Below are 25,473 nucleotides of genomic sequence, written 5' to 3'. Positions count from 1 at the left end.
CTGATGGCTAAGCCAGTACAAAATGTTGTTTTAGTTGGGCCAATGGGTTCTGGTAAAACATCGGTAGGACGCCGACTTGCCTGCGTCCTTAAACGCGATTTTTTTGATACCGATTTTGAAATCGTAGCACGCACAGGTGTTGCTATTGATTATATTTTTGATGTAGAAGGGGAAGAGGGCTTTCGTCAGCGTGAAACGAAAATGCTCAAAGACTTATATGAAATCTCTAATATTGTAATTGCCACAGGTGGCGGCATTGTTATCAAAGAAGAAAATCGTGACCTGTTAAAACACAATGGTTTTATTGTGTATTTGTCTTCTAGTATTGAGCAATTGGTCAAACGCACTGCTAAATCTAAAACCCGTCCCTTGTTAGAGCAATCCAATGACCGTGAGAAAACACTGCGTGATTTATTAGCAGCTAGAGAAGACTTTTATCAAGAAGTGGCAGATTTAGTGGTGGATACCACGGGCAAAAAACTTTATTCTATTATCAACGAAATAAAAAAAGGCATTCCCAAATGAAAAAGAGCGTGGTAATTGCGATGTTATTTAGTACTATTGGCGTTCAGGCGATGACTGAACAAGCCTTTGTTGAACGCTTGAAAGAAATACATCCTTTTTTCAAGCAACAAGCATTATCCACTGACATCAAAAAGATTGAAAAACAAGCGACAACAGCAAACGAAGATTGGATTATTTCCATTAACAGCACTTACCAAAGTGAAAAAAATGCCAAAGATGCAGCAGCAGTTTATAACAGTTTAGACACCGCTTTAATTGGCATCTCTACCACTAAAAAACACGCTGCTACAGGCAGTGAAATCACCATTGAGCATACTTGGGTGAAAAAGAATAAAGACCTTAACAGTAATCGTAATCAGTTTTCTATGGATTACAGCTACCCATTGTTACGCAATAAAGACGGCATTAATGACCGTCTCAGCGTTGATGTGGCGCAAATTGCTATTACTCAAAATAAATTAGAGCGACTTGAGGCGGAAGAAGGTTTTATTTTGGAGCAATTAACACGATTTCTTGATTTGGCGTATGCACAGCAACAGCTATTGATTAATGAGCATCGATTGACACTTGCAAAAAAAGAATTGGCATTAGTAAAAGAAAAATACACCGCTTCGGTGGTGGAGAAAGTCGATGTATTACTACAAAAAGATGCGTATCAAAGAGCAAAGCAACAGTTGTTGCAAGCACAACAGGAGTTGACCCTATTGCGTTATGAAATTGCCATCACTCTTGGAACGGACTTTGAGAAGATTGTGGCAGAAACTGATTTATATAAAATTGACAATTTTAAAATAATCGCCTTAAAAGATTATTTGGCTAAAAATTCTAGAATTTTGAAGATTAACGATTTGGCAAAAAATACAGTCAAGCGTCAATTACTCAGTTTTAAAAATCAGTCTAAAGCGAAATTAAATTTAAATTTAGGGCTTAGTAGCACAGGTGAAAAAACCAGTTATTCAGACTCACTTGACAACCAAAGCACCACTTGGAAAGTAGGGTTGAGTTTGGTTTATCCATTGGGAGGTACCGCAAGTAATAGTAATATTCAAAAAGCCAATAAGCAACTTTTAAGTTTACAACAATCTAAGCAGCAACAATTACTTAAGGTCTATACACGGGCAAAAATTTTACAAGAAAAAATCAAATTACTAAAAGAAATACTGCTTTCTAACGAAGTGCAAATCAATATTGCCAAAGCCCGTACCAAAGAAGAAAAACAGCGTTATAGCAATGGCAATGGGCAGGCAAGTTTTGTTATTAACGCACAAAACAATGAACAAGTTGTGGAGCTTAATTACGCCAAAACTGCCAAGGATTACCAAAAGGCAGTGCTTGAATTTAAAGCCAGTATCGACCATCTTATTAGATAATCAACGATGATTTACTATCAAATTACCCCTAAAAATGTCAATGCACACATCTTTGAAGTGCAATTAACACTAGATAATCCAAACCCATTGGGGCAAATATTTTCACTACCAAGCTGGATTCCAGGTAGTTATTTAGTGCGTGATTTTTCCAAGCACATTATCAGTGTTCAGGCAAGTAGTAATGGCAAATCAATGGCAATTAAGAAACTCAATAAAAACCATTGGATTGTGCAGTCTTGCAAACAGAAAATCACGCTTATTTACAAAGTCTATGCTTATGATTTATCGGTGCGTTGTGCGTATTTAAGCAATCAGCGTGCGTTTTTTAATGGCAGTAGTGTGTTTTTAAAAGCCGTAGATTTTGACGATACACCTTGTGAGGTTACGATTAATTACCCAACCGACAGCGTTTTAGGGCAATGGAGTTGTGCGACGACCTTAATGCCAAAAGAAAAACGCCAAAATAGTGAGATTTACAGCGCCAAAAACTACCAAGATTTAATTGACCACCCTGTGGAAATGGCAGACTTCACTCGCTTTGAATTTAACATCGAAGACACCCCACACGCAATGACGATTACAGGCGAACATAATACCGACATTGCCCGATTACAAGCCGATTTACAGCGTATTTGCCAGCATCATATTGATTTTTTTGGCGGCAACATTCCATTTGATAATTACTTATTTTTAACCTTGGCAACCACCAAAGATTACGGTGGTTTAGAACACAAAAAATCCACCAGTTTGATCTGCTCTAGAAAAGAACTACCCACCACAGAAAAACCCAATATAACCCCTGAATACACCCGATTTTTAGCACTCTGCTCACACGAATATTTCCACGCATGGTGGATTAAAACCATCAAACCCGCCAGTTTTCATCAACTCAACATGAGCCGTGAAAACTACACCGAACAACTGTGGATATTCGAAGGTTTCACTTCTTATTATGACGAACTTGCATTATTACGAGCCGAGTTGTTATCGGTTGAGCAATATCTAACCCTATTCGCACAAACCATCAGTAAAGTGCAAATGGGCACAGGGCGCTACAAACAATCTTTGGCAGAATCCAGTTTTGACGCGTGGACAAAATTCTACCAACAAGACGAAAATGCCCCAAATGCTATTGTTAGTTACTACACCAAAGGTGCAATATTGGCTTTCGTATTAGACATCGAAATCCGCAAACGCACCCATGACAAACACACCTTAGGCAGTGTCATGCGAGCCATTTGGAAAGACTATCAAGACATAGGTTTAGAAGACAACACCGTGCAAAAAGTGGCTGAACACCTAACACAAAGCGATTTTAGCGATTTTTTTGAACAATATTTATACGGCGTAACCGATTTACCTCTAAAAGACGCTTTTAATTATATTGGCATCCACTGCGATTTTATCCACAAAGAAAACGATTTATCTAATATCGGTATCGGCATCAACAAAACCCAGAAATACGCTATTATCAGCCACATTCTCGATAATTCCTGCGTCCAAAACGCCGGCTTATATGTCAAAGACAAAATCCTAAGTATAGACAACATCAAGGTAGAGGCTAAAGATTTGTCAAAAGCAATCGGCGTTTGTAATGAGGGTGATGTCGTTAAAATCAAAGTTTTAAGAGATGAATTGCCATTAGAAATTGAACTCACCATCAAGCTCAGCGAAAAATCTCATTGCGTTTTAACGCTTGACACCAACCTCAATCAAGAGACTTTTAAGAGACGAAGAGAATGGATATCAGCAGAATAAAAATTCCTAAATTATTGGTGAAACCAGTCGGGCGAGCGATTGCTGATTTTAATATGATTAGGGCAGGGGATAAGATTTTATTGGCTGTATCTGGTGGTAAGGATTCACTTAGTTTGTTTTATATTCTGCGTCATTTTCAAGCACATTCACCCGTAAAATTTAAACTCGGTGTGGTTACGATTGACCCGCAAGTTGAGGGCTTTGAACCGCAAGCGTTAGATGTTTTTTTTAAGAAGTTTGATACGCCTTATTTTTTTGAAGAATTTCCGATTTTAGAGCAAGCCAAAAAAAGTATGAAAGGGGATTCTTATTGTTCATTTTGTGCCCGTATTAAACGCGGTTTGATGTATAAAGTTGCACGAGAACAGGACTATAATGTTTTGGCATTGGGACAACATTTGGACGATTTGGCTGAAAGTTTAATGATGTCAATGTGCCATAATGGTAAGATTCAAACTATGAAAGCACATTACATCAACGATGATAAAGACCTGCGAGTGATTCGCCCGATGGTGTATGTGCGTGAGCGACAATTGGCAGATTTTGCGATTACTGCAGATTTGCCTGTAATTGCTGATTCTTGTCCCGCCTGTTTTAGTATGCCGACTGAGCGCGATTACTTTAAACAGTGGCTGCTAACCGAGGAAAAACGCTTGCCTAATTTATACAGAAATTTACTTAGTTCAATGAAACCGATGTTGGATGAAACCAATGATTAAGTTTATACTTAAATTTTTTTCTATAATGCCACTTTGGCTTAATCATTTTATTGGTGGGCTGATTGGTAAGATTTTATATTGGACAAATGGTCGCTCTAAAAGGATTAGTAAGCAGAATATTGAACTTTGTTTTGCTGAGTTAACGCAAGTACAACAAGATAAATTAGTGAAAAAATCATTGATTGAAATGGGCAAGGGGCTAAGTGAATCGGGGTTTATTTGGTTTAATAATTTTGAACATAATGCCAGTTATATTAAAAAAATTAAGGGGCTGGAACATCTTTTTAGCGAGCCTAACACTATTTTATTGGTGCCACATTTTGGTTGTTGGGAGATTGCTGCTCGTGTGGTGTCATTACACAAGCCAACGACTTTTATGTATAAAGCATTGCCTAATAAAAAGCAAAATGCGTTGTTATTGTCTGTGCGACAGCAACGGGATTTAGCAATGGCAGCAGCGGATAAAAAAGGTGTTTTAAAATTGCATCGTGCTTTAAAAGAAGAGCAATTGATTGCCATTTTGCCTGACCAATATCCTGGTGATGAAGGTAGTATTTTGTCAACTTTCTTTGGCCAAAAAGCGGTAACGATGACACTATTGGCGAAGATGGCAAGAAAAAATAATGCCAAGGTGTTAATGACTTGGGCACAGAGGTTGGATAAAGGGCAGGGCTATGAATTAAATTTTAAACCAATTGATATTTTGTCAGAGTCGGGTGTGTTAAAAGAGGATGTGGCAAAAATGAATCAGGCGATTGAGGCGTTGATACGCACCAAACCTGAACAATATTTGTGGAACTATAAACGCTTTAAAGGCGTTATTCAATATTAGAGACCTCAGAATAACTTATAGCCCTCATAGGGTGTTGAATATCTGATAAAAATATAAGCCCTATGTTGACATCGTTATTTAATGTCAATGGTATAATACTTTGATGAAATTTACTGAAGACATCCAAAGCGTTTTTGACCGCGACCCTTCGGCACGCAATACCTTTGAAATAATTACTTGCTACTCAGGCGTTCAAGCAATGCTATTTTATCGCTTGGCACATAATCTATGGATGCTTAAACTCAAATGGTTAGCGCGTTTTATTTCGATGATTGGCAGGTGGTTTACTGGGATTGAAATCCATCCTGCGGCAACGATTGGCAGACGCTTTTTTATTGATCATGGGATGGGTGTGGTGATTGGCGAGACGGCTGAAATTGGCGATGATTGCACTTTGTATCATGGGGTTACTTTGGGCGGCACGACCTGGAATAAGGGCAAACGCCATCCGACACTGGGTAATAATGTTGTCGTCGGTGCAGGGGCTAAAATTCTCGGTCCTGTTACTTTGGCTGACGGGGTTCGTGTTGGTTCTAATTCAGTGGTGGTTAAATCCGTTGATGCAGGTCAAACTGTTGTCGGTGTGCCTGCACGCGTACTCAAAAATTCTAAAAAACAATCAGCAAGTTTTGACTCTTATGCGGTGGGTACTGAGGCGGATGATCCAACAGTTAAAGCCATTAATTCAATTTTGTCACATTTGCACGATATGGATGCACAACTGCATAAAGTTTCAAAAGAATTAAATATCGAAGAAGGTAGAAGTACTTCCGTCAATGATTTAGAGATTGAAAGTAAGTAGTTGACTAAAATAGTAGGTTAAGCGTATAATTGGTTTTTTTAAAATGCAAAACTGATATATGCAACTCACTACAAAAGGGCGTTATGCGGTAACAGCGATGTTGGATTTAGCATCAAATAATACAGGTAATCCGATTACCTTGGATGTTATTTCGCAAAGACAAAACATCTCCTTGTCTTATTTAGAACAATTATTTGCTAAGTTGCGTCGTGCAGAATTGGTTAAAAGTGTGCGTGGACCAGGGGGCGGTTATCTGCTTGATGCACAGGCACAAGACATTAGTTTGTCTCAAATTATTGAAGCAGTTGATGAAAATATTGACCTGCGTCGTTGCAAAGGTATGAGCAGTTGCAACAATGGTCGTCAGTGTATTTCACATCAATTGTGGTGCGAGGTTAGCGCTCAAATCAGAACATTTTTAAATGGTAAGACCTTGCAAATGGTCATTGACAATCATAACATTAATAAAGGAATATAATTATGACAACACCAACTTATATGGATTATTCTGCCACTACGCCTGTTGATGAGCGAGTTGCGGCGGTAATGATAAAATACTTAACGATGGATGGCGATTTTGGCAATCCTGCTTCTAATTCTCATTATTATGGCTGGCAAGCGGATGAGGCAGTTAAAAAAGCCAGAAAACAAGTGGCAGATTTAATCGGTGCTGACCCTAGGGAGATTGTTTTTACCTCGGGTGCGACTGAATCAGACAATTTAGCCATTAAAGGGGTGGCACATTTTTATAAAAAGAAAGGCAATCATATTATTACCCTAAAAACTGAACATAAAGCGGTATTAGACACTTGTCGCCAGTTAGAACGAGAGGGTTTTGAGGTGAGTTATTTAGACCCAATGCCGAATGGTTTGCTAGATTTAGAGGTATTAAAAGATGCCATTCGTGAAGAGACAATTTTAGTGTCTATTATGCATGTGAACAATGAAATTGGCGTTATTCAAGATATTGCGGCTATTGGCGATATTTGCCGTCAACACAAGGTATTTTTCCATGTAGATGCCGCACAATCTGCGGGCAAAGTGGCTATTGATGTGACTAAATTACCAGTTGATTTAATGAGTTTTTCAGCCCATAAAATTTACGGACCTAAAGGTATTGGTGCGTTATTTGTGCGTCGTAAGCCACGCATTCGTTTAGAAGCACAAATGCACGGTGGTGGACATGAACGCGGTATGCGTTCAGGCACATTGGCAACCCATCAAATCGCAGGTATGGGCGAGGCATTTGCTATTGCTCAGGCTGAAATGGAGATAGAAAACAAAAACATTAAGCAATTGCGAGAGCGTTTATTAGCAGGTTTTGCTGATATGGAAGAAGTGCAAGTTAATGGCGATTTAGAACATCGTATTGCGGGCAATCTTAACATCAGTTTTAACTATGTTGAAGGTGAATCTTTGATGATGGCAATTAACGAGATTGCCGTCTCCTCAGGGTCGGCTTGTACCAGTGCCAGTCTTGAACCTTCTTATGTATTGCGAGCATTGGGCTTAAATGATGAATTGGCACACAGTTCCATTCGTTTTAGCATCGGTCGCTATACTACAGAAGCAGACATTGATAAGGCGATTATTTTGGTGCGTGAAAAGGTACAAAAATTACGCGACTTATCGCCATTATGGGATATGTTTAAAGAGGGCATTGACCTGAGTAAGGTAGAATGGTCGGCACACTAAACGAAATATTTAAAAATAGGTAAGAGGTTCAACCTCTTACAAAATAAAGGAGAAATAAAATGGCATATGGTGAAAAGGTATTAGATCATTACGAAAACCCACGCAATGTAGGGGTTTTAGACAAGGACGCAAAAAATGTAGGCACAGGAATGGTCGGTGCACCCGCTTGTGGCGATGTGATGCGTTTGCAAATCCAGGTAAATGATGATGGCGTGATTGAAGAAGCAAAATTCAAAACTTACGGTTGTGGTTCTGCGATTGCATCCAGTTCATTATTGACAGAATGGGTTAAAGGCAAAACTTTAGATGAAGCAGCACAAATTAAAAATACTGACCTTGCAGAAGAATTGGCGTTACCACCGGTTAAAGTGCATTGCTCCGTATTGGCGGAAGATGCGATTAAGGCGGCAATTGCAGATATCCAAAGCAAGGCATAAAATTTAATGTCAATCACTCTTACAGACACTGCTGCAGAACGCGTAACTGGCTTTTTAGTCAATCGTGGATCAGGCATCGGTATTCGTTTGTCCGTGCAGACAACAGGCTGTTCGGGTTTGGGTTACAACATAGAGTTTGTTGATAATACCAATGATGATGATACTGTATTTGATAATAATGGCGTTAAAGTCATTATTGATGCTAAAAGTTTGATTTATTTGGATGGCACTGAAGTGGATTTTGTTAAAGAAGGTTTGAATGAGGGGTTTGAATTTAACAACCCAAACGCCAAAGCTGAATGTGGTTGCGGTGAATCGTTCACGGTTTAGTGCTTTTTTGCTATGCAAAACTATTTTGAGTTATTTTCTTTATCACCTGATTTTGCAATAGATTTAAGTGCTTTAGAGCAAACTTATCAGACACAAATCGCACAATATCATCCTGATAAATTTGCCACTCATGGTGACAAAGAAAAAACCATAGCAGTGCAAAATACCTCGCTGATTAACAGTGCTTTTGACACACTAAAATCACCGCTTAATCGTGCCACTTATTTGTTAGAGTTGCAAGGCATTAACGCTTTTGATGAAAAAGACACGCAAATGGATGTGGGTTTTTTAATGGCTCAAATTGAGTTAAGAGAGTCATTAGAAGCAATAAAAGCAGAAAAAGACGAGATAGCTTTGGATGATTTTATTGAGGATATTAGCGAAAAAATAAAGAAAAATATCACCCAAATTCAAGAATTTTTCAAAGAGAATAATACTAATAAAATTAAAAATAATGTGCGTGAACTAAAATTCCACACCCAACTCAGTGCACAAGCAAGCCGATTAATGGATGAATGGTTATGAAGCAAAAATTCGATAAAAAAGAAAAATCAATACGCGAGTTAGATGCTTTATTAAAAGACTGTTATACAGATTATGGCAAGCCTTTTGATGAAAATTCCAATGTGGTAAAAGCCACGAGAAAAACCCTTGCTTATTCCAATCGGCTAAATAAATAATGGCTTTACTGCAAATCTCAGAACCCGGGCAAACAAGCGCACCACATCAGCATAAATTGGCGATTGGTATTGATTTAGGCACGACTAATTCTTTAGTGGCAGCAGTGCAAAGTGGCGAGAGTAGGGTGCTGACAGATGAGAATAATCAAGCGATTTTACCCTCGGTGGTGCATTGCGGCAAAGACAACAAACTCACTGTAGGTTGCGATGCCTGTCCCTATGCAAAAACCGACCCAACCAACACAATCGTATCGGTCAAACGCTTTATGGGATTGGGTTATCAAGAAATTAAAGCCTTTAAAAATTGCCCTTATCAATTAGTAGAAAATGGCAACAATGTGCAATTTCACACCGCAATGGGCGACTTGTCCGCTGTAGAAATTTCCTCCAGTATTTTATCCTCACTCAAACAACGCGCCGAAAAATCATTGGGCGGTGATTTAACGGGCGCTGTGATTACCGTGCCTGCTTATTTTAACGATGCACAACGACAAGCCACCAAAGATGCGGCAACACTGGCGGGATTAAACACTTTAAGGTTATTAAACGAGCCAACAGCAGCAGCGGTTGCCTATGGCTTAGAATCAGGTGAAGAGGGGATACACGCTGTGTACGACCTAGGTGGCGGAACCTTTGATATTTCAATTTTAAGTTTTCAAAAAGGTGTGTTTAAAGTGCTGGCAACAGGCGGTGACTCAACACTGGGTGGCGATGATTTTGATCAATTGATTATTGATGATTGCATCGAAACCTTAAAACTGGGCGAATTAACCCCCATACAAATGCAAAAAATCAAACAGTTTGCACGCACCGCTAAAGAAACCCTAAGCGAAAATGCGTTTGCTGAATTTAATTGTGTAGAAGCACCCTATCGTATTACCAAAGCAACATTTGAATCCTTGTCCAAAACACTCATTAAACGCACGCTACTCCTTACCAAACGCGCTATAAGAGATGCCCAGATTACCCTAAATGAGGTTAAAGATATTATTATGGTTGGCGGATCAACGCGTATGCCACTCGTGAGAAAGATGGTTGGCGACTTATTTGACAAGCCCGTTTTATCAAGCATCAACCCTGATGAAGTGGTCGCCAAAGGTGCTGCCATTCAAGCCAATTTATTAGTAGGTAACAAATCACAAGACGATATGCTGCTGTTAGATGTTCTGCCCTTGTCGCTAGGTTTGGAGACAATGGGTGGCTTGGTAGAAAAAGTGGTGCATCGCAATACCACTATCCCTATTGTCCGTGCTCAGGAATTTACCACCTTTAAAGATGGGCAAACGGCGATGAGTGTGCATGTCCTGCAAGGTGAGCGAGAGTTGGTTAAAGATTGCCGTTCACTTGGGAAATTTGAATTGAGGGGTATTCCAGCGATGGTGGCAGGTAGCGCACGCATTCGAGTCGAGTTTCAAGTAGATGCAGATGGCTTGCTTTCAGTCAGCGCCATGGAGGAAACTTCAGGCGTTAAAACACAGGTAACGATTAAGCCATCTTATGGATTAAGTGATGTCGAGATGGAGAAGATGCTTAAAGACTCTATTTTGTTTGCTAAGGATGATATTGAAGCCAGACAACTGCACGAAACACAGGTGGAGGCGAACAGAACGCTAGAGGCCATTGATTCAGCACTGGCGAAAGATAAGAAAATACTTGATAAGGCAATGCTTGATGATATTAGACAAGCTAGGGTGGAATTAGCAACCGTTGCAAAAGACAATAATGAGAAAGTCATTCAAGATAAAATTGACAACTTGGAGGCTGTCAGTGCCAAGTTTGTAGAAATGCGTATGAACAGTAGCATTGCACAAGCCATGCAAGGTCATAATGTTGATGAATTTTCCAATTGATTATCAGTCAATTTAATAAAGGAGTAAAAAAATGCCACAAATGATTATATTACCACATGAAGACTTATGCCCAGAAGGCAGCGTTATTGAAGTCGAAAACGGTACCAGTATTTGCCAAGCAATGCTTGCCAACCACATTGAAATTGAACATGCCTGTGAAATGTCAAATGCCTGCACCACTTGCCATATCTATGTGCGTGAAGGTTTTGATAGCATAGAAGAATCTGATGAAATTGAAGATGATTTACTAGATAAAGCCTGGGGTTTAGACCCCGATTCTCGCCTATCTTGTCAGGCAATGATGGGGGATAGTGATTTAGTGATTGAAATTCCTAAATACACCATCAATCAAGTGTCAGAAAATCATTAAAATTTAAAAAAACTTAGAGATAAAGCCTTTGCTTTCTATGACTGGAGCAAATTTTTCTATTACATCTTCTGGCTTAGTTTTAGATAAGAGCCATTGCGGAATAGGTGGATTTTCACTGCTGCCACAGGCTTTTCCTAAGTTATTTGGATTGAATATTTTGATGAAAGTTGGGTTCTCTAAATCATCAACATACACAATCCCACAATAGCGTTCTTGATGCTCAGCTTTAAGAATATCGTGGATTTTGATTAATTTTTTTACTAGGTCGTCAGTATTAATTGTCCTTTGTGGCAGAGGTAATAAAGTATCATAAAAATACCAATCGTTAGCAGGGTTGGCAATCAACTTTTCCAATAACGCATCGCAGTCATCCCATTGCATAATACCAATGAAACGCCCTTGAAACTCTGTTAAATAATCCACGCTAATCTCACACCAATAACGCTTTACTCAATGGTAATACTTGGGAATGCACCAAGTGCTTTTTCTTGTAGCGTTAGTTTTGCAGAAACCTTTTTGGCGATTTCTTTGTAGATTTGTGACACTCTGCCTTCTGGATCTTTAGCAACAGTCGGTGTACCTTCGTCCACATCAGTTCTGATATCCATTTCTAATGGTAGGGCACCTAAGAAATTAACATCGGCGTCTTTTGCCATTGATTCACCGCCACCAACACCAAAGATGGCTTCTTCGTGACCACATTTAGAGCAGATATGCAGAGACATATTTTCAACGATGCCGAGAATTGGAATATTGACTTTTTCAAACATTTTCAAGCCTTTTTTAGCGTCTAGTAAAGCGATATCTTGCGGAGTCGTAACGATAACTGAGCCACTGACTGGGATTTTTTGCGACAAAGTTAATTGTGTATCACCTGTTCCTGGCGGTAAGTCGATAATCATATAATCAACACCACGCCATAGTGTATCACGCAGCATTTGCTCTAATGCCTGCGTTACCATAGGACCACGCCAAATCATCGGATTGTCTTCATCAACCAAATAACCAATTGACATAGATTGCATGCCGTGCCCTAAAATTGGCAATAATTTACCTTCGCCTGTGGTTTCAGGTTTAAGTTTAGAAACGCCTAACATTCTCGGCTGGGAAGGTCCATAAATATCTGCATCTAAAATTGCAACTTTTGCACCTTCTGACTGTAAGGCAAGGGCAAGGTTAACTGCTGTGGTTGATTTACCAACGCCACCTTTGCCTGAAGCAACAGCGATAATATTTTTGACTTCTGATAATATATCCACCCCTTTTTGAGTGGCGTATTTGGCAATTTTTGTGTCAATATTAACGCTAACATTGTTGATGTTAGCATCTGCCAATGCGCTTGTAATTGAATCTGTTAATTCCTGGTGGTAGCTTTGTGCTGGGTAGTTAAGTAAAATGCTAATGGTAACTTTATCATCATTAATCTCAATACTATCTGCAATAATACCTTGCTCCGTGTAAATATCAGTAACACCTTCGAGAATTTTTTCGATGTTGTCTTGGGTTAAATTTGCCATCAGTCTGTCCAATTAAGTAAAATACGCTATTTTATCGTATAACGATATAAGATAACCCTAGTATTAATAATGACACACAGAAAAATTCTCGTTACCTCTGCACTACCTTATGCCAACGGTGAAATCCACCTTGGGCATTTGTTAGAATATATCCAAACTGATATTTGGGTGCGTTTTCAAAAAATGATGGGTAATGAATGTCATTTCGTTTGTGCAGACGACGCACATGGCACTCCGATTATGCTTAAAGCTAACGAATTGGGCATTGCCCCTGAAGAATTGATTAAGGGCGTAAGTGAACGACACCAAGCAGATTTTAAAGAATTTTCTATTGGTTTTAGTCAATATCATTCAACGCATTCGGAAGAAAACAAAGAAATTTCAGCAAGTATTTACAACAAATTAAACGATTCAGGCTTTATCAAAACTCGCACCATTTCTCAGGCATTTGACCCTGAGAAAAAAATGTTTTTACCCGACAGATTTATTAAAGGCGACTGCCCAAAATGCGGTGCAGTAGAACAATATGGCGACAATTGTGAAGTTTGCGGTGCAACTTATTCACCCACTGAATTAAAAAATGCTAAGTCTGCCGTATCAGGTGCAACGCCGATTACCAAAGATTCAGAACATTATTTCTTTGATTTGCCACAGTTTGAGGCACAACTCAAAAAATGGACGAATGCAGGGCATTTACAAGACGAAGTCAGCAATAAATTAGCCGAATGGTTTGAGCAGGGTTTACAACAATGGGACATTTCTCGTGACGCACCATATTTTGGCTTTCAAATCCCAAATGTTGAAGGCAAATACTTTTATGTGTGGCTTGATGCACCAATTGGCTATATGGCAAGTTTCAAAAAATTATGCACCGAGCAGGGCGTTAATTTTGACGAATACTTTAACAAAGACTCGGAAACTGAGTTGTATCATTTCATCGGCAAGGATATTGTCTATTTCCATTCGTTATTTTGGCCTGCAATGTTGATGGGTGCTGATTATCGCACCCCAACGGCTATTTTTGCACATGGATTTTTGACTGTGAATGGGCAAAAAATGAGTAAATCGCGTGGCACATTCATTCAAGCACGCACTTATTTAGAAAGTTTAAATCCTGAGTGTTTGCGTTATTATTATGCGTATAAGCTCAATAATAAAATTGATGATATTGATTTAAATTTAGAAGATTTTAAACAGCGTGTTAATTCCGATTTAGTCGGCAAAGTTGTTAATATTGCTTCTCGCAGTGCAGGCTTTATTGTTAAAAAATTTAATAAAACCTTATCTGCATATGCAATTGAAGGTGATTTATACAATGAATTCGTTGCCAAAGGTGATGGTATTGCCAAGCTTTATGAAGCGCGACAATACAATCAGGCAATGCGTGAGATTATGAAACTTGCTGACAAAGCCAATCAATACATTGACGAGCACAAACCATGGCAAATGGTGAAAGAAGAGGGCAAAGAAGCACAAGTCCACGATGTTACTTCGCTTGCCATCAATTTATTTAGAGTGTTAATGACCTACTTAAAACCTGTGCTACCATTGATGGCAGAGCAAGTAGAGGCATTTTTAAATATCGATGTACTGACTTGGAACGACCTACAACACCCACTCACCAAACACAAAATTAACAAATTTAAGCCATTAATGTCACGCATTGAAGATGAACAAATTGCCACTGTGATTAAATCATCAAAACAAACCATTGTTGCCGAAGTAGAAACAAAAGAGGAGGAGGATAACATGATACAGATTGACGATTTCACAAAAATTGACCTACGCATTGCTAAAATTGTTAAAGCCAACACCGTCGAAGGTGCAGACAAATTATTACAACTCACCCTTGACATTGGTGAAGAAAAAACCCGCAATGTCTTTGCTGGCATTAAAGCCCACTACACCCCAGAAGATTTAGAAGGGCGTTTAACGGTAATGGTTGTCAACCTTGCCCCAAGAAAAATGAAGTTCGGCATCTCTGAAGGCATGGTGCTCGCCGCTGGCAATGGAAAATCCCTGCATATCTTATCCCCCGATTCTGGTGCACAAGCAGGGATGAAAATTAGCTAAGTCTTGGTTAAAAATCAGTAAAATATAGTCCTTACGGAAGAATGTCAGAGCGGTTTAATTTGCTCGCTTGGAAAGCGGGTGTACCTCACGGTACCGAGGGTTCGAATCCCTCTTCTTCCACCAAATTACCTCGTCTTTTTTCTTTGACATGTGTTAAATTTTAAAAATTTACCTAGTTCAAAGAAAAAATACTTGCAATTATTTTTAAATTATAGAGACCTTTGCATAAATATGAATAATCATCAAAACGCCATCTTTCATCAAATTACAAACTTTTTAAAAACACCCTTAGCCCTGCTAGGAGTGGATTTAAAAAATTTCCAATTTAATAAAATCTGTCATTTTGCTAATCATCCCTATTTATGCAAAGGTCTCTATAAAATATGAAAAATACACCTAATTTTCAACCAAAAAATATTGTTAAAACCATTCAAACTTTAACTGAAAAAGGTTTAAAAGTGGTGGATAGGGCGACCCAAGGTAAAACTTGGGCGGAAGTGGTTGAACCAATCGATGCGTTTGAATTTGAATTGGGGCAGCATACCAGTGTGAATTCACATCTTAATGCAGTGATGTTTAGCGAGGAATTTAATGCTGAATATGAGCAGACTTTGTCGTTGATTACCAATTTTTATAGCGAAGTGAGCAGTAATAAGGCTTTGTATCAAGCGTATAAAGACCTTTTGAAGACGGATTTGAATACACAACAAACCTATATTCTCAACGAAACTATTAAGGATTTTGAGCTGTCTGGTGTCGGTTTAGAAAGGGCGATGTCAAAACGCTTTAAGGCGATTAAAGGGCGCTTGAGTATATTGAGTAATCAGTTTTCTAAGAACAGTTTACTGTCCACTAATGAGTGGAAAAAGACGGTGACTAAAACTGATTTAGCAGGGTATGACGAAGATAGTTTAGCAAAAGTAAAAACTGATAGTGGCTATGAGATTAGTTTACAAATGCCGATTTATATGGATGTTATGGCGTATGCGGATAGTCGTGATTTGCGTGAAGAAGTCTATAAAGCCTATATTTCTCGTGCATCTGAAGTGGGGATTACTGACAAAAAATTTGACAATAAATCGACAATGAATGAAATTTTGACATTGCGAAAAGAGATGGCAGAAATTTTAGGTTTTGAAAATTATGCGGCGTATTCTATTGCTGCCAAAATGGTGGACTCTGATAGGCAAGTAACTGATTTTTTAGATGATTTGGTAATGCAGTCAAAACCACAAGCAGAACAAGAATTGGCAGAGCTAAAAGTCTTTGCAGGAGTAGATTTAATGCCTTGGGATTTGGGCTATTATGCCGAGAAACTTAAAGAGCAGAAGTTTGATTTTAAAAAGTCAGATTTAACTCCATATTTCCCAGAAAAGCGAGTATTAAAGGGTTTATTTATCACCATTGAAAACCTATATAAAGTCAGCATCAGTATCGTTGATGAAGCCTGCTACCATCCTGATGTGCGTATTTTAGATATTAGCAACTCAGTAGAAACAGTAGGGCGTATTTATTTAGATATTTATGCCAGAAAAGACAAGCGTGGCGGGGCGTGGATGGCAGATTATCAGCCATTGATGGGTGACGAAAATCCTGTGGCGTTTGTTGTATGTAATCTCAATTCGTCAACCGAGGATAAACCCGCTTTATTTGAATTTGATGAAATTGTTACCCTATTCCATGAGTTTGGGCACGCACTGCATCATATTCTCACTCAAGTTAAATATCCATCTGCTGCAGGTATTTCAGGGGTTCCTTGGGATGGAGTAGAATTACCGAGTCAATATATGGAATTTTTTTGCTACGAAAAAGCCGTGGTTAAATTACTGTCTAAGCATTGGCAAACGGGTGAATCTTTACCTGATGATTTGTATGATAAATTGATTGCTGCTAAAGATTTTCAATCGGCACTCGGTATGTTGCGACAATGTGAATTTTCTTTATGGGACATTAAAACCCATTCAGAAAATAAAGACACTTACGCCGTCTTAAATGAAGTGAGAAAAGCGACCGCTTTGATAAAAATAGTAGATGAAAATCGCTTTTTGAATACTTTTGGACATATTTTTAGCGGTGGTTATGCTGCAGGTTATTTTAGTTACAAATGGGCAGAAGTGCTGGCAGCGGATGCTTACTATTATGTTAAATCACAGGGCGGCATTGGCTCACAAGCATCTGTTGATTTTATGCATTGTATTTTAGAGGTTGGTGGTAGTCTTGATTTTATGCAACAATACCTTAAATTTAGAGGTGAAAAACCGTCGGTTACAGCCCTGCTAAAAGCTAATGGCATTAACAATATTAGAAAACAATGATATTTGTAAATAAAACAGGTAAAATTACCATTTTTTAAATAATTAACAATAGGATTTTGATATGATTAAGTTTTTATTAGGTGTTGTCGTAGTATTGGCATTGGTTGGCGGTGCAGTTCAATTTAAAGCAACTGACAAAGATTGGTCTTTAATTATAAATAAAGAAATAGCGTTGAATAGTGTAAAAACAGGTTCTATTAAGATTTATAACTTGATTACAGATACGCTTGCTGATGCTAAAAAATCCACTGAAGAAACTTCTGCGCCAACAGCAGAGACAAAATAGTTTTAAGGTCTTAGTTAGTCAAGACCTTAAAATATGACACTAATTATGAGACCTTTGCACAAATAGGGATGATTAGCAAAATGACAGATTTTATTAAATTGGAAATTTTTTAAATCCACTCCTAGCAGGGCTAAGGGTGTTTTTAAAAAGTTTGTAATTTGATGAAAGATGGCGTTTTGATGATTATTCATATTTATGCAAAGGTCTCTATGTATAATAACCCAAATTATAATAAAAATGAGCGCCCCATGCCAGGACAAACAAAATACTTCATCAGCAACACCAACGGCTTCTTCGTCAACTGGTATTCCGATATCACCGGACTTGAATCTCACGGACAAGCATTAAAAGTATCTGGCAATAGTGGAGACGATGCCGTCTATGTAGGACAAGGCACCAAAGTCGATGCAACAGGGCTTACTTCAACAGGTGGCAATGATTCAATTTATTTAACCGGCACTTTTAACAACTACGAACAAACACTAGATGGCAATACCTACACCTTCAAAAGAACGGTTACTATTAACGATACTGAATACCAAGAAGAAGTCTCCTTCACAGCCTCTAATGGCGACAAGGTTTATTTTGCAAATGGTTTTTTTAAGATTGATATAGCAGGCAATGATGGGCTATCAAATGCAGGCGTTTTTCAGAAAATTAAATCCACTGATATTGACTCCAGTTCAAGCACACCCACCGACCCTTTAACCAGTCAACCCGCCATTGACAAAGGTGGTGCTACTAAAGTATTTATTTCTGATAACAACGGTGAGCACATTACCCCTGGTGTCAAAGGCTCAGTATTTAAGATATCTGGCAATAGTGGCAATGACACAGTCTATGTTGCCCAAGGCACCAAAGTTGATGCAACAGGACTCACCTCAACAGGTGGTAACGATGTTGTTTATTTAACCGGCACTTTTAACAACTACGAACAAACACTAGATGGCATTACCTACACCTTCAAAAGAACTGTTAATATTAACAGTACTGATTACCAAGAAGAAGTCTCCTTCACAGCCTCTAATGGCGATAGGGTTTATTTTGCAGATGGTTTTGTTAAGATTGATATAACAGGCGATGATGGGCTATCAGAAGCAGGTGCTTTTAAGAGAATTATATCCACTGATATTGACGGCAGTGAGTCAACTCCAGGTTTGGGGATTGGTTTAAGTATTACTGATGATTTAGCAGAAACAAGCATCATTAACAAGGCAAAGGTAGGCACAGATATTACCTATACTTTTACTTTTAAAGATGATGTTACTGGTTTTGATAAAACTGATATTGAAGTGACAGGTGGAACAAAAGGTGCTTTCAGTGGCAGTGGTAGTGTTTATTCGTTAGTAGTCAGAGTGACAGATAACTCAACAACTGACTTATTTGTTGGTGTGGCAAAAGATGCGGCAATTGGAGGAAGTATTGGCACAGAATACGCTAGTAATAGTCATAAAGTTGATACCGTTGTACCCAGCAAACCCATAAGTTTAGATTTAGCCACAGAGGACGATTCAGGCACAAGTAATAGTGACAACCTAACTAATAAAACCTCAAACCTCACCATCACAGGCAGTGCAGAAGTCGGTGCTACTATAAGATTATACAATGGTACCAACACAACAGCCATAGGCTCTGAAACAGTAAAGGCTAATGGCACATTCTCTATTGATATCAGTTTAACCCAAAGCACAACCCCACACAGCATTACCGCAAGAGCAACAGATGTTGCGGGTAATGAAAGTTTGGTTTCTGATGCTTTGGCGATTACTGTGGATACTACTACTGCTACTCTCACCGCACAAGCAATGAGCGTTATCTTGGGTGAAGACTCTAACCTAGTAATTGACTTTAGTGAAAACATCAAAGCCGGCACAGGCAATATTGTCATTCATAAAGCCAGCGACAATACCATTGTAGAAACCATTGCTATTGACAATAGTAAAATTAGCATTGCTAACGATAAACTTACTATTAATCCTACTGCTGATTTAACTGAAGGCACTTATTACATCAAAATGGCATCTGGCGTAATCACCGATATGGCAGGCAATGTCTTTGCAGGTATCACTAATTTAGGTGCTGACACCACTTGGGCATTTAAAACCAAAGCACTTTTTACCACAGTTATGGTAGAAGGTTTGAATGATGGTTATATTAACTACTCTGAAAAATCTACTGTTGAAATATCAGGTGTAATCACTAGTGGAGGTGATAATCCTACCATTAATAAAGTTGAATTTTTTAAAGACGGTTCAAGCGATGCCATAAAAACAATAAACAATGTTTCTGTTGATAATAATAAAATTTGGAAAATTGAGAATAACGAGTTAGTGGCGCTTAATTTAGACGATGGCTCTTACACGCTTAAGATTACCTTAGCAGATGGTGGCACATCCGTTACATCAATTTTCCCAACCAGTGGTTCGATAATTATTGACACCTTAGCACCAACGGCATTAAATGTAACAGCAACACTTATTTCAAATACAGATTCTGATATCACAGTAACAAGCACAGATTCTAGTGTGGGTTATTTGGTTCACAACTCATTGTCTGGCGATGCGATTAATACAGTTGCTAAACTTGAGGCTTTAGTAGCTGGCAATAAAGTCAACAAAGTAACGGGATTAGGGGGTGATGCTCGTAGTTTTAACCCGCATGATTTAATAGAGGGTACTTATAATTGGTATTTAGCTGACCAAGCAGGAAATATTTCAGCTGAATCTAATGATGTGGTAATGGACAACACTGCCCCAATCCTAACAACACAAGCTTCGGCCGAATTGGGTGAAACCTCAGACCTGATACTTGATTTTAATGAAGACATTCAAGCAGGTAGTACAGGTAGTATTGTTATTAAAGGTAGTGATGATGGAGTAATAGCAACCATTAATATTACTGAGACAACTAAATTCAGCATTGCTGGCGATAAACTCACCATTGATGTGTCAGCATTAGGTTTAACTGATAATAAATTAACCCAAGGCAGTTACTATATCACCATGGATGCAGGCACAGTAACTGACATAGCGGGCAACGGTGCCGCTGCCATTACTAAAGATACTAACCAATGGGCATTTGAAATCATCGTCCTTACTACCGACATTGTTTGGGCAGGTGCCGATGATAATTACATTAATAATAACGAGAAAGATGCAACCACACTCTCAGGCAAAGCAACTGGAATAGGTACTTTAACGATTACCAAAATTGAGTTTTTTGAAGGTAGTAATACAGTAGGCACAGCAATAACTTCAGGATTACCAGCTGTTGCAGCTGACGGCACCTGGACACTCGCACATTCTGCTATGCCATCTGAATTAGCCGATGGAAAAACCTACACGGCTGTAGTAACGCTTAGTGATGGCACCAATTCAACAATTAGCACTAGCACAGCAGTAACTTATGACACCATTAACCCAACCCCAATCACGACCAATCCATGGACTCTAAGCAATATTCCAGCAGGACAATCTGCTTTTAAGGTAGGCGATGTTATCAGCCTAACACTGACAATGAGTGAGACCTTGAAACTTAATAACACCACAGGCTCTAAAGTGGTCATTGCAGGCAAAGACTTTGTTTTGGATAAAACTGCCTCTACAACTGTAGGTGATAAGAAACTGGTGTTTAAATATAGTGTTCAAGCTGGAGATAGCATTGCCGCTACAGACTTTGATATTGACAATCCAACAAGCGATATTACGCTAAATAATATAACAGATGTCGCAGGTAATGCACCAGTATTTACCGCTGATAGAGTAGTGTTGGCTAAGACTAAGCTTGAGTATATTGAAAAAACAGGTTCGGGCAATAATCCTTTTGAGGGTATTGATGTGGGGAATGCTTCTGCGCCAACCCTGGCTGATATTGACAGCGATGGCGACCTAGATTTAGTGGTGGGTGAGGAGAATCGCACCCTTAAATACTATCAAAATACAGGCACTACTTCTAACCCTGCTTATGAAGCAAAAACTGGAGATAGCAATCTTTTTAATGGCATTGATGTGGGGGGTTTTGCTACGCCAACCCTAGCCGATATTGACGGCGATGGCGACCTAGATTTGGTGGTGGGTGAGAATAATGGCACCCTTAAATACTATCAAAACACAGGCACTACTTCTAACCCTGCTTATGAAGCAAAAACTGGAGATGACAATCCTTTTAATGGCATTAATGCAGGATATTCTTACTCACCAATCCTAGTCGATATTGACGGCGATGGCGACCTAGATTTGGTGATGGGTGAGGCTTATGGCACCCTTAAATACTATCAAAATACAGGCACTACTTCTAACCCTGCTTATGAAGCAAAAACTGGAGATGACAATCCTTTTAATAGCATTGATGTGGGGGATTCTTCCAAACCAACCCTAGCCGATATTGATGGCGATGGCGACCTAGATTTGGTGGTGGGTGAGAGTGATGGCACCCTTAAATACTATCAAAATACAGGCACCACTTCTAACCCTGCTTATGAAGCAAAAACTGGAGATGACAATCCTTTTAATGGCATTGATGTGGGGCGTTATTCCGCACCAGTCCTAGCCGATATTGATGGCGATGGCGACCTAGATTTGGTGGTGGGTGAGCAGAATGGCACCCTTAAATATTATTACAATCAACAACCTTCTTCTGTAGATACTCAAGCTCCAACCCCAATCACTACCAATCCATGGGTTTTAAGCGATATTCCAGCAGGGCAATCTGCTTTTAAGACAGGCGATGTTATCAGCCTAACACTGACAATGAGTGAGACCTTGAAACTTAATAACACCACAGGCTCTAAAGTGGTCATTGCAGGCAAAGACTTTGTTTTGGATAAAACTGCCTCTATAACTGCAGGTGATAAGAAACTGGTGTTTAAATATAGCGTTCAAGCTGGAGATAGCATTGCCGCCACAGACTTTGATATTGACAATCCAACAAGCGATATTACGCTAAATAATATAACAAATGTTGCAGGTAATGCACCAGTATTTACCGCTGATAGAGTAGTGTTGGCTAAGACTAAGCTTGAGTATATTGAAAAAACAGGTTTGGGCAATAATCCTTTTAATGGCATTGATGTGGGAGGTTATTCCACGCCAATCTTGGCTGATATTGACGGCGATGGCGACCTAGATTTAGTGGTGGGTGAGAAGAATCGCACCCATAAATACTATCAAAATACAGGCACTACTTCTAACCCTGCTTATGAAGCAAAAACTGGAGGTAGCAATCCTTTTAATGGCATTAATGCGGGGTTTTTCCCCAAACCAACCCTAGCCGATATTGATGGCGATGGCGACCTAGATTTGGTGGTGGGTGAGCAGAATGGCACCCTTAAATACTATCAAAATACAAGCTCTACTTCTAACCCTGCTTATGAAGCAAAAACTGGAGATAGTAATCCTTTTAATGGCATTGATGTGGGACATTATTCCACGCCAAACTTGGCTGATATTGACGGCGATGGCGACCTAGATTTGGTGATGGGTGAGGCTTATGGCACCCTTAAATACTATCAAAATACAGGCACTACTTCTAACCCTGCTTATGAAGTAAAAACTGGAGGTAGCAATCCTTTTAATAGCATTGATGTGGGGGATTTTTCCGCACCAACCCTGGCCGATATTGACGGCGATGGCGACCTAGATTTGGTGGTGGGTGAGTTTAATGGCACCCTTAAATACTATCAAAATACAGGCACTACTTCTAACCCTGCTTATGAAGCAAAAACTGGAGATGACAATCCTTTTAATGGCATTGATGTGGGGCGTTATTCCGCACCAGTCCTAGCCGATATTGATGGTGATGGCGACCTAGATTTGGTGGTGGGTGAGGAGAATGGCACCCTTAAATATTACTACAATCAACAACCTGCTTCTGTAGATGGACAAGCCCCAACTCCAACGGCTACTAACTCATGGACTCTAAGCAATATTCCAGCAGGACAATCTGCTTTTAAGACAGGCGATGTTATCAGCCTAACCCTGACAATGAGCGAGACCTTGAAACTTAATAACACCACAGGCTCTAAAGTGGTCATTGCAGGCAAAGACTTTGTTTTGGATAAAACCGCCTCTACAACTGCAGGTGATAAGAAACTGGTGTTTAAATATAGCGTTCAAGCTGGAGATAGCATTGCCGCTACAGACTTTTATATTGACAATCCAACAAGAGATATTACGCTAAATAATATAACAGATGTCGTAGGTAATGCACCAGTATTTACCGCTGATAGAGTGGTGTTGACCATGACTAAGCTTGAGTATATTGAAAAAACAGGTTCGGGCAATAATCCTTTTGAGGGTATTGATGTGGGGGATTTATCTGCACCAACCCTGGCCGATATTGACGGCGATGGCGACCTAGATTTGGTGGTGGGTGAGAGTGATGGCACCCTTAAATACTATCAAAACACAGGCACTACTTCTAACCCTGCTTATGAAGCAAAAACTGGAGATGACAATCCTTTTAATGGCATTGATGTGGGATATTATTCCTCACCAACCCTAGCCGATATTGACGGCGATGGCGACCTAGATTTGGTGATGGGTGAGGCTTATGGCACCCTTAAATACTATCAAAATACAGGTACTACTTCTAACCCTGCTTATGAAGCAAAAACTGGAGATGACAATCCTTTTAATGGCATTGATGTGGGGGATTCTTCCAAACCAGCCCTAGCCGATATTGATGGTGATGGCGACCTAGACTTGGTGGTGGGTGAGGATAAAGGCACCCTTAAATACTATCAAAACACAGGCACTACTTCTAACCCTGCTTATGAAGCAAAAACTGGAGATGACAATCCTTTTAATGGCATTGATGTGGGATATTCTTCCTCACCAACCCTAGCCGATATTGACGGCGATGGCGACCTAGATTTGGTGGCGGGTGAGGAGCAGAATGGCACCCTTAAATACTATCGAAATACAGGCACTACTTCTAACCCTACTTATGAAGCAAAAACTGGAGATAGCAATCCTTTTAATGGCATTGATGTGGGAAATTATTCCACGCCAAACTTGGCTGATATTGATGGTGATGGTGATCTAGATTTGGTAGTGGGTGAGGTTTATGGCACCCTTAAATACTACAATCAACAACCTGCTTCTGTAGATGGACAAGCTCAACGACCTCTGTCTGTAGATGAACAAGTTCCAACCTTTACAGAAAAAACCAGCGATACCAATGTCTTAGGCGAGCCTTCAAATCTAGTAATTGAGTTTTCTGAAAACATCAAAACAAATGGTGGCATTGTTGAAATCTGGAATAGCGCAGAAAAAGTTGCAACTATTGGCATTACTAATGCTAATATTAGCGACACAACACTCACTCTCAACCCAAGTAATTTAACTTCAGGTGTTTATTACATCAAAATGGCATCAGGCGTTATAACTGACACCTCGGGTAATGACTTTGCAGGTATTGATAATACCTCAGGTAAAACTTGGGCATTTGCATATAATTTTTATATCGGCACCGATAACGCCGATACTATAACGGGTAGTGCAGGTGACGATACTATAAATGGTGGTGCAGGCAACGATACTATAAATGGCGGTTCAGGCAGTGATATTTTTGTTTATGCAAGTACAGATAATGGCGAAGACACCATAACTGGCTTCATATTTGGTGCTGGTGGCGATAAATTAGATTTAAAAGATTTTATTACCGCTAGTGGTAACCAAGCGACACTTTTTGCTAATATTGATAAATATATTACAGTGTCAGATACTGACACTGCAGGTAGTGCCAAACTAACGATTGATGCTGATGGCACGGTTACAGATGATGTTGCTGATTTGGTTATCAATCTACAAGGGGTTTCTGGTATTGGTGGCTCCCCTGCTCCCGACACAGTTGCATTAGGGCACTTCATAACTGATAATCTTATTCTTGTATAAAGTAAGACACCTATAAAAC

The 25,473-nt window shown here is 39.3% G+C and carries 22 protein-coding genes and 1 tRNA gene; 20 read left to right on the top strand and 3 right to left on the bottom strand.

The genetic code is table 11. The features are described 5' to 3' along the window. The first annotated feature begins 3 nt into the window (after positions 1-3). From AB8525_RS01880 to fdx, 14 genes are all read left to right on the top strand, one after another. Positions 4-525: a shikimate kinase gene (locus AB8525_RS01880; protein ID WP_369178263.1), complete on the top strand. Its 522-nt coding sequence runs from the start codon at positions 4-6 to the stop codon at positions 523-525. Then, complete coding sequence (locus AB8525_RS01875) at positions 522-1,895, top strand: TolC family protein (protein ID WP_369178261.1); 1,374 nt, start codon at positions 522-524, stop codon at positions 1,893-1,895. The genes AB8525_RS01880 and AB8525_RS01875 overlap by 4 nt, the downstream gene beginning before the upstream one ends. A 6-nt stretch (positions 1,896-1,901) precedes the next feature. Further along, the gene (locus tag AB8525_RS01870; protein WP_369178260.1) at positions 1,902-3,653 is read left to right on the top strand and encodes a M61 family metallopeptidase; all 1,752 of its coding nucleotides are present in this window, start codon (positions 1,902-1,904) and stop codon (positions 3,651-3,653) included. Beyond that, a complete protein-coding gene (locus tag AB8525_RS01865) occupies positions 3,635-4,372 on the top strand; it encodes a tRNA 2-thiocytidine biosynthesis TtcA family protein (protein ID WP_369178258.1) in 738 nt (245 codons plus the stop codon). Before AB8525_RS01870 ends, AB8525_RS01865 begins: the two co-directional genes overlap by 19 nt. Next, positions 4,365-5,204: a lysophospholipid acyltransferase family protein gene (locus tag AB8525_RS01860; RefSeq protein WP_369178256.1), complete on the top strand. Its 840-nt coding sequence runs from the start codon at positions 4,365-4,367 to the stop codon at positions 5,202-5,204. Before AB8525_RS01865 ends, AB8525_RS01860 begins: the two co-directional genes overlap by 8 nt. Before the next feature lie 103 nt (positions 5,205-5,307). Further along, positions 5,308-6,006, top strand: a complete 699-nt coding sequence (gene cysE / locus AB8525_RS01855; RefSeq protein ID WP_369178255.1) for a serine O-acetyltransferase — start codon at positions 5,308-5,310, stop codon at positions 6,004-6,006. A 58-nt stretch (positions 6,007-6,064) separates the two neighbouring features. Beyond that, positions 6,065-6,484, top strand: coding sequence for an Rrf2 family transcriptional regulator (locus AB8525_RS01850; RefSeq protein ID WP_369178253.1), 420 nt, complete (start codon positions 6,065-6,067; stop codon positions 6,482-6,484). Positions 6,485-6,486: 2 nt separating this feature from the next. Beyond that, positions 6,487-7,701, top strand: coding sequence for an IscS subfamily cysteine desulfurase (locus AB8525_RS01845; RefSeq protein WP_369178252.1), 1,215 nt, complete (start codon positions 6,487-6,489; stop codon positions 7,699-7,701). A 59-nt stretch (positions 7,702-7,760) separates the two neighbouring features. After that, positions 7,761-8,138 (top strand): Fe-S cluster assembly scaffold IscU, encoded by a 378-nt coding sequence (iscU, locus tag AB8525_RS01840; protein ID WP_369178250.1) that lies wholly within the window; start codon positions 7,761-7,763, stop codon positions 8,136-8,138. Between the two features lie 6 nt (positions 8,139-8,144). Continuing rightward, the gene (iscA, locus tag AB8525_RS01835; protein ID WP_369178248.1) at positions 8,145-8,468 is read left to right on the top strand and encodes an iron-sulfur cluster assembly protein IscA; all 324 of its coding nucleotides are present in this window, start codon (positions 8,145-8,147) and stop codon (positions 8,466-8,468) included. Between the two features lie 12 nt (positions 8,469-8,480). Next, positions 8,481-8,993: a Fe-S protein assembly co-chaperone HscB gene (hscB, locus tag AB8525_RS01830; RefSeq protein WP_369178247.1), complete on the top strand. Its 513-nt coding sequence runs from the start codon at positions 8,481-8,483 to the stop codon at positions 8,991-8,993. After that, the gene (locus tag AB8525_RS01825) at positions 8,990-9,148 is read left to right on the top strand and encodes a hypothetical protein (RefSeq protein WP_369152143.1); all 159 of its coding nucleotides are present in this window, start codon (positions 8,990-8,992) and stop codon (positions 9,146-9,148) included. Before hscB ends, AB8525_RS01825 begins: the two co-directional genes overlap by 4 nt. Beyond that, the gene (hscA, locus tag AB8525_RS01820) at positions 9,148-10,998 is read left to right on the top strand and encodes a Fe-S protein assembly chaperone HscA (RefSeq protein WP_369178246.1); all 1,851 of its coding nucleotides are present in this window, start codon (positions 9,148-9,150) and stop codon (positions 10,996-10,998) included. Before AB8525_RS01825 ends, hscA begins: the two co-directional genes overlap by 1 nt. Positions 10,999-11,029: 31 nt before the next feature. Further along, positions 11,030-11,368 carry an ISC system 2Fe-2S type ferredoxin gene (fdx, locus tag AB8525_RS01815; protein ID WP_369178244.1) on the top strand — a complete coding sequence of 113 codons (339 nt, stop codon included), beginning with the start codon at positions 11,030-11,032 and terminating at the stop codon, positions 11,366-11,368. A 3-nt stretch (positions 11,369-11,371) separates the two neighbouring features. Here the strand turns inward: fdx and AB8525_RS01810 are convergent, their stop codons facing one another. Together AB8525_RS01810 and apbC are read right to left on the bottom strand one after the other, a co-directional pair. Further along, positions 11,372-11,791 (bottom strand): hypothetical protein, encoded by a 420-nt coding sequence (locus tag AB8525_RS01810; RefSeq protein WP_369178242.1) that lies wholly within the window; start codon positions 11,789-11,791, stop codon positions 11,372-11,374. A gap of 23 nt (positions 11,792-11,814) precedes the next feature. Next, the gene (gene apbC, locus AB8525_RS01805) at positions 11,815-12,885 is read right to left on the bottom strand and encodes an iron-sulfur cluster carrier protein ApbC (RefSeq protein ID WP_369152139.1); all 1,071 of its coding nucleotides are present in this window, start codon (positions 12,883-12,885) and stop codon (positions 11,815-11,817) included. A 69-nt stretch (positions 12,886-12,954) separates the two neighbouring features. On the opposite strand from apbC, the gene metG reads away from it, so the two are divergent. The 5 genes from metG to AB8525_RS01780 all read left to right on the top strand — a co-directional run bounded on the left by metG (position 12,955) and on the right by AB8525_RS01780 (position 17,559). Then, positions 12,955-14,958, top strand: coding sequence for a methionine--tRNA ligase (gene metG / locus AB8525_RS01800; protein WP_369178240.1), 2,004 nt, complete (start codon positions 12,955-12,957; stop codon positions 14,956-14,958). Between the two features lie 35 nt (positions 14,959-14,993). Beyond that, a tRNA-Ser gene (locus AB8525_RS01795) sits at positions 14,994-15,081 on the top strand. A gap of 108 nt (positions 15,082-15,189) precedes the next feature. Next, entirely contained in the window at positions 15,190-15,345 is a 156-nt protein-coding gene (locus tag AB8525_RS01790; RefSeq protein ID WP_369152137.1) for a hypothetical protein, read from the top strand. After that, a complete protein-coding gene (locus AB8525_RS01785) occupies positions 15,342-17,273 on the top strand; it encodes a M3 family metallopeptidase (RefSeq protein WP_369178238.1) in 1,932 nt (643 codons plus the stop codon). Before AB8525_RS01790 ends, AB8525_RS01785 begins: the two co-directional genes overlap by 4 nt. A 61-nt stretch (positions 17,274-17,334) precedes the next feature. Further along, positions 17,335-17,559: a hypothetical protein gene (locus tag AB8525_RS01780; protein WP_369178237.1), complete on the top strand. Its 225-nt coding sequence runs from the start codon at positions 17,335-17,337 to the stop codon at positions 17,557-17,559. A 26-nt stretch (positions 17,560-17,585) separates the two neighbouring features. Here the strand turns inward: AB8525_RS01780 and AB8525_RS01775 are convergent, their stop codons facing one another. Next, positions 17,586-17,750 (bottom strand): hypothetical protein, encoded by a 165-nt coding sequence (locus AB8525_RS01775; protein WP_369152133.1) that lies wholly within the window; start codon positions 17,748-17,750, stop codon positions 17,586-17,588. A gap of 57 nt (positions 17,751-17,807) precedes the next feature. Here AB8525_RS01775 and AB8525_RS01770 point away from each other — a divergent pair, with 57 nt between their 5' ends. Continuing rightward, complete coding sequence (locus tag AB8525_RS01770; protein ID WP_369178235.1) at positions 17,808-25,454, top strand: beta strand repeat-containing protein; 7,647 nt, start codon at positions 17,808-17,810, stop codon at positions 25,452-25,454. Positions 25,455-25,473: the final 19 nt, after the last annotated feature.

The organism is Candidatus Thiodubiliella endoseptemdiera (genome assembly GCF_964212635.1).
In the GTDB taxonomy this organism is placed as follows: Bacteria; Pseudomonadota; Gammaproteobacteria; order PS1; family Pseudothioglobaceae; genus Thiodubiliella; species Thiodubiliella endoseptemdiera.
The sequence above is the reverse complement of the archived record's forward strand: the minus strand, read 5'-3'. Positions and strand labels throughout refer to the sequence as shown.

Bases quoted from the DNA above. Each gene is read 5' to 3' on its own strand.
- AB8525_RS01880 (WP_369178263.1), top strand. From the start codon at position 4: ATGGCTAAGCCAGTACAAAATGTTGTTTTAGTTGGGCCAATGGGTTCT.
- AB8525_RS01875 (WP_369178261.1), top strand. From the start codon at position 522: ATGAAAAAGAGCGTGGTAATTGCGATGTTATTTAGTACTATTGGCGTT.
- AB8525_RS01870 (WP_369178260.1), top strand. From the start codon at position 1,902: ATGATTTACTATCAAATTACCCCTAAAAATGTCAATGCACACATCTTT.
- AB8525_RS01865 (WP_369178258.1), top strand. From the start codon at position 3,635: ATGGATATCAGCAGAATAAAAATTCCTAAATTATTGGTGAAACCAGTC.
- AB8525_RS01860 (WP_369178256.1), top strand. From the start codon at position 4,365: ATGATTAAGTTTATACTTAAATTTTTTTCTATAATGCCACTTTGGCTT.
- cysE (WP_369178255.1), top strand. From the start codon at position 5,308: ATGAAATTTACTGAAGACATCCAAAGCGTTTTTGACCGCGACCCTTCG.
- AB8525_RS01850 (WP_369178253.1), top strand. From the start codon at position 6,065: ATGCAACTCACTACAAAAGGGCGTTATGCGGTAACAGCGATGTTGGAT.
- AB8525_RS01845 (WP_369178252.1), top strand. From the start codon at position 6,487: ATGACAACACCAACTTATATGGATTATTCTGCCACTACGCCTGTTGAT.
- iscU (WP_369178250.1), top strand. From the start codon at position 7,761: ATGGCATATGGTGAAAAGGTATTAGATCATTACGAAAACCCACGCAAT.
- iscA (WP_369178248.1), top strand. From the start codon at position 8,145: ATGTCAATCACTCTTACAGACACTGCTGCAGAACGCGTAACTGGCTTT.
- hscB (WP_369178247.1), top strand. From the start codon at position 8,481: ATGCAAAACTATTTTGAGTTATTTTCTTTATCACCTGATTTTGCAATA.
- AB8525_RS01825 (WP_369152143.1), top strand. From the start codon at position 8,990: ATGAAGCAAAAATTCGATAAAAAAGAAAAATCAATACGCGAGTTAGAT.
- hscA (WP_369178246.1), top strand. From the start codon at position 9,148: ATGGCTTTACTGCAAATCTCAGAACCCGGGCAAACAAGCGCACCACAT.
- fdx (WP_369178244.1), top strand. From the start codon at position 11,030: ATGCCACAAATGATTATATTACCACATGAAGACTTATGCCCAGAAGGC.
- apbC (WP_369152139.1), bottom strand. From the start codon at position 12,885: ATGGCAAATTTAACCCAAGACAACATCGAAAAAATTCTCGAAGGTGTT.
- metG (WP_369178240.1), top strand. From the start codon at position 12,955: ATGACACACAGAAAAATTCTCGTTACCTCTGCACTACCTTATGCCAAC.
- AB8525_RS01790 (WP_369152137.1), top strand. From the start codon at position 15,190: ATGAATAATCATCAAAACGCCATCTTTCATCAAATTACAAACTTTTTA.
- AB8525_RS01785 (WP_369178238.1), top strand. From the start codon at position 15,342: ATGAAAAATACACCTAATTTTCAACCAAAAAATATTGTTAAAACCATT.
- AB8525_RS01780 (WP_369178237.1), top strand. From the start codon at position 17,335: ATGATTAAGTTTTTATTAGGTGTTGTCGTAGTATTGGCATTGGTTGGC.
- AB8525_RS01775 (WP_369152133.1), bottom strand. From the start codon at position 17,750: ATGAATAATCATCAAAACGCCATCTTTCATCAAATTACAAACTTTTTA.
- AB8525_RS01770 (WP_369178235.1), top strand. From the start codon at position 17,808: ATGCCAGGACAAACAAAATACTTCATCAGCAACACCAACGGCTTCTTC.